The organism is Coprococcus intestinihominis (genome assembly GCF_040096555.1).
Lineage (GTDB): Bacteria > Bacillota > Clostridia > Lachnospirales > Lachnospiraceae > Coprococcus_A > Coprococcus_A intestinihominis.
Genome location: NZ_JBBMEK010000319.1, coordinates 1 through 3,383, shown reverse-complemented (window position 1 = coordinate 3,383; position 3,383 = coordinate 1). Strand labels below are relative to the sequence as shown.

The following is a 3,383-nucleotide window of genomic DNA, read 5'->3' as shown; positions in this document are numbered from 1 at the left end:
ATACTCATAACCGGAGTTCTCGCTATTCTGAAATACAGAAATCACGGCGTACCTGCTAAAGTGGCTATCATCAGAAATAAAGTCTTAGTGAATGACTTATTCAATTTTCAAGCGAAAAGGCTTCCGTTTTTGCTATCCGGAATGAACCCCTTCACTCATTTGGACAAAGGGGTATGAAATGCACACCCAAAATCTCCGCTTTTCCAAAAATATTTCAAAAAAATTTTTGGAAATTAAAAAAGCCGCCTGCTCCGGTTAGGAAACAGACGGCAAAACACGTTCTAAATGTATTCAATTTTCAATTTCTTTTTCTTTGCTTCAAGCACTTTACATAGAACATCATCTACTGCATCGGTGTATCGTCCCTGAGCTGCTAAATTGTTCTTCAGTTCAATGAGCGATTGTATCACTCGGCTTCGTTCTTCTTCATTTAAGTATAGATGATAGGTTTTCTCTCTCATTGGCTGTCCCTCCATCTTTCAAATGTATTTTTGATTATCTCCACATCTTCCTCTGTATCAGAAGAAATAAATATATGTAGGTTCTGAAAAGCTCTTTTTAAGCTGTCGGCATAATCCAGTTCAGTGCCTTTCATCGGCAGCTTAATCAGCCTTATCCCTCGTTGCTTACACATATACGCTTTCATTATTTCTATATTCTCGTCAGCACTTCCCGACTCAATAGCCAACTTTTCTGAAGGTATGTATGTTTCAAGCGGAACTCCAAGCAATCGGTCAGAACCAAGTTCTGCTTTCAAGCCTTTCTTATTAGAATAATAGCTGACCGCCAAAGCAGGAAATAATGACAAATACTCCTGCTCACAAATTCGGCAGCCTTTATTCAATATCGTCCTTTCATTTATCTTCATACTCCATGAATGACCGTGCCTACATTTCCACCACGCTCTCTTTGCTGAAGTTCGTGATACCTCTGTCGGCTTCCATTTATTCTTTTCATAATCCCATTCGCTAAGAAGCTGACTGTCTGTTGTCGCCAAATCATTATATCCGGCAAGGACTTCTCTCTCTGCACAAACGGGGCATACCGTACCTCTCACACGGGCATTGACAACGGATTTCCACTCATTACCGCATTTTCTGCACTTCCACCAGACGTTTTTCCTCGACTTTGCATTTACTTCATCAGATTTCAAAGGCAAGTTCTTCCCCGACCACTCCGAAGCAATTTCAGGGTGTGTTGTCTGCAAATCGTTAAACCCTTTCAGAAATATGTACCCACTGCAATACGGGCATTTACTGCCACCAGAACGGGTAGAAATAAGGGTGTTCCACTCTCTGCCGCAATCCTTACATTTCCACCAAGCCTTACAATTGGCAAAGACCGTAACCTGAGTTGGAAGTAACGGATAATTTCTGTCCGACCACTCGGCTGCTATATCAGGCAGAAGTGTTGCAAGGTCATTAAATCCTGCCAACACTTTGTTATGGGAGCAATACGGGCAATCTGTTTTATTTATTGTCCTGCTCTTAACGGCAGCTTCCCACTCGTGTCCTTTCTCACATCTCCAAATCACTTTCTTATGAGAACCAATAGAAACCTCTGCCGGTTTTATCTTATTCTTTTTCGACCACTGCTTTACCAATAGTGGCTCTAATGTCGCCAAATCGTTAATACCTGCAATCACTCTCGCACTGGAACATATCGGACATTTCTCTCCATTAGAACGAGCCTTAACGCTTGCCTGCCATTCATGACCGCAAGCACCTCTCCACCATACTTTTTTATTTGAACCGAAAGTAATGTCATCAGGCGTAAGCGTTAAATTCTTTTTCGACCACTCCGAAACAAGCTCCGGGTGTACTTCTGCTAAACTGTTATTCATAGCCAAACCTCAACCTCCTTGTACTTAGAGTATATGAAGTTTTGGCTTTATCTTGTAGTTTGCGAATATCCGTATAAATAGAAAAAGCCCTTTGAGAAAGGGATTTCTCCTCTCTCAAAGGGCAAGTTGGCAAACTGAAAGTTTCACCTTATCTGGTTAAAACATGTTTGCAATATTTTGTACATCCACATTTTGGACAAGTTAACTTTCTTTTGGTAATTGTATGAGGTCCCATAACATAGGATTTCATATCAGGAACAAATCGCTCCTTGCATTCAGGACATTCAAAGGCTCCTGCTTCTCTGTCTAATACACATGCAATAGCGATTCCCATTACCATTATTACAAATCCAATCCCCATCAATAGCACTCTGGTCCATACCTGCATTTCAAACATTCCCGCAACAACAAATAAAGGTACTGCTGCAACAATTACCAAAACACTAACCATTGCAGACATTATAATCTTCTTTTTACTCTCTTGAGCTTCTTTCACTAAATTCACCATATTTTCCTCCGCTTTCTTTTTATAATCCATCGCTTGCAATCTTTCACCAGATAGAAGTTCATTTACTGTAATTTCTAGTTCATTGCAAAGTGGAAGTAACAATGATACTTCTGGGAAACCATTACCCCTTTCCCATTTTGAGATTGTTTTATCGCTGATACTAAGCTTATCTGCCAATTCCCGTTGAGTATATTTTTTTGCTTTTCTTTCTTCAGCAATAAATTTACCTATCTTAATTTGGTCCATAGGTTCGTGTCCTCCTTTCTGGATTCATTGTATAAATTCCCACTGTTTATTTACACCCACGTAACGTAGAATATGGTGAGTTTTAGCGGTTTCTATGCTCCGTAGAGTTGTAATTTACTTAAAAAACTTCCGATTTATATTTCTGTTTGTTTTAAAAATGGGCAACTCCGATTGGAATTGCCCACTCATTGCACTAATTATGCGATTTTTTCTTGCTTGCACCGATTTCTGCATCAATTGATGTAAGTTTGATGTAAATCGCTGTTTTTTAGTTTTTTATCAAATGAAGTACGTCCCGTCTATTTGGTAAAACGGTACATCTTTACATCACGTCGACTGGCGTCTCCGTGCGTTTTTCGCCTTATGTCGGTGTTCGCAAGCGCACACCGCCGCAAGGCTCAGTTTCTCATCTTAATAGAGCTTTGCACCTGCCGGAATGTGGTCATCTACCATCAGAAGATGAAGCTTTTCTTCGCCTTCTTCTTCATGAATAGCACTGAGGAGCATACCGCAAGAGTCAATGCCCATCATCGCTCTCGGTGGAAGATTTGTGATAGCGATAAGAGTCTTTCCAACCAGTTCCTCCGGCTCATAAAAGCTATGAATACCGCTTAAAATGGTTCTATCTGTGCCTGTTCCGTCATCAAGAGTAAACTGTAACAGTTTCTTTGACTTCGGTACTGCAACACACTCTTTAACCTTTACTGCGCGGAAATCTGACTTGCTGAATGTATCAAAGTCTACCATTTCCTCAAACAAAGGCTCAATCTTTACTTTAGAAAAATC

3 protein-coding genes and 1 pseudogene are annotated in these 3,383 nt (G+C 40.3%); all 4 read right to left on the bottom strand.

The features are described 5' to 3' along the window. Positions 1-281: 281 nt before the first annotated feature. Positions 282-461 carry a hypothetical protein gene (locus tag WMO25_RS16445; RefSeq protein ID WP_002594660.1) on the bottom strand — a complete coding sequence of 60 codons (180 nt, stop codon included), beginning with the start codon at positions 459-461 and terminating at the stop codon, positions 282-284. After that, complete coding sequence (locus WMO25_RS16440; protein ID WP_349086238.1) at positions 458-1,843, bottom strand: zinc-ribbon domain-containing protein; 1,386 nt, start codon at positions 1,841-1,843, stop codon at positions 458-460. Before WMO25_RS16440 ends, WMO25_RS16445 begins: the two co-directional genes overlap by 4 nt. A gap of 148 nt (positions 1,844-1,991) precedes the next feature. Then, positions 1,992-2,597 carry a helix-turn-helix domain-containing protein gene (locus WMO25_RS16435; RefSeq protein ID WP_118057620.1) on the bottom strand — a complete coding sequence of 202 codons (606 nt, stop codon included), beginning with the start codon at positions 2,595-2,597 and terminating at the stop codon, positions 1,992-1,994. 411 nt (positions 2,598-3,008) lie between these two features. Continuing rightward, positions 3,009-3,383 (bottom strand): annotated as a pseudogene (locus WMO25_RS16430) (lysine--tRNA ligase); the annotation flags it as partial.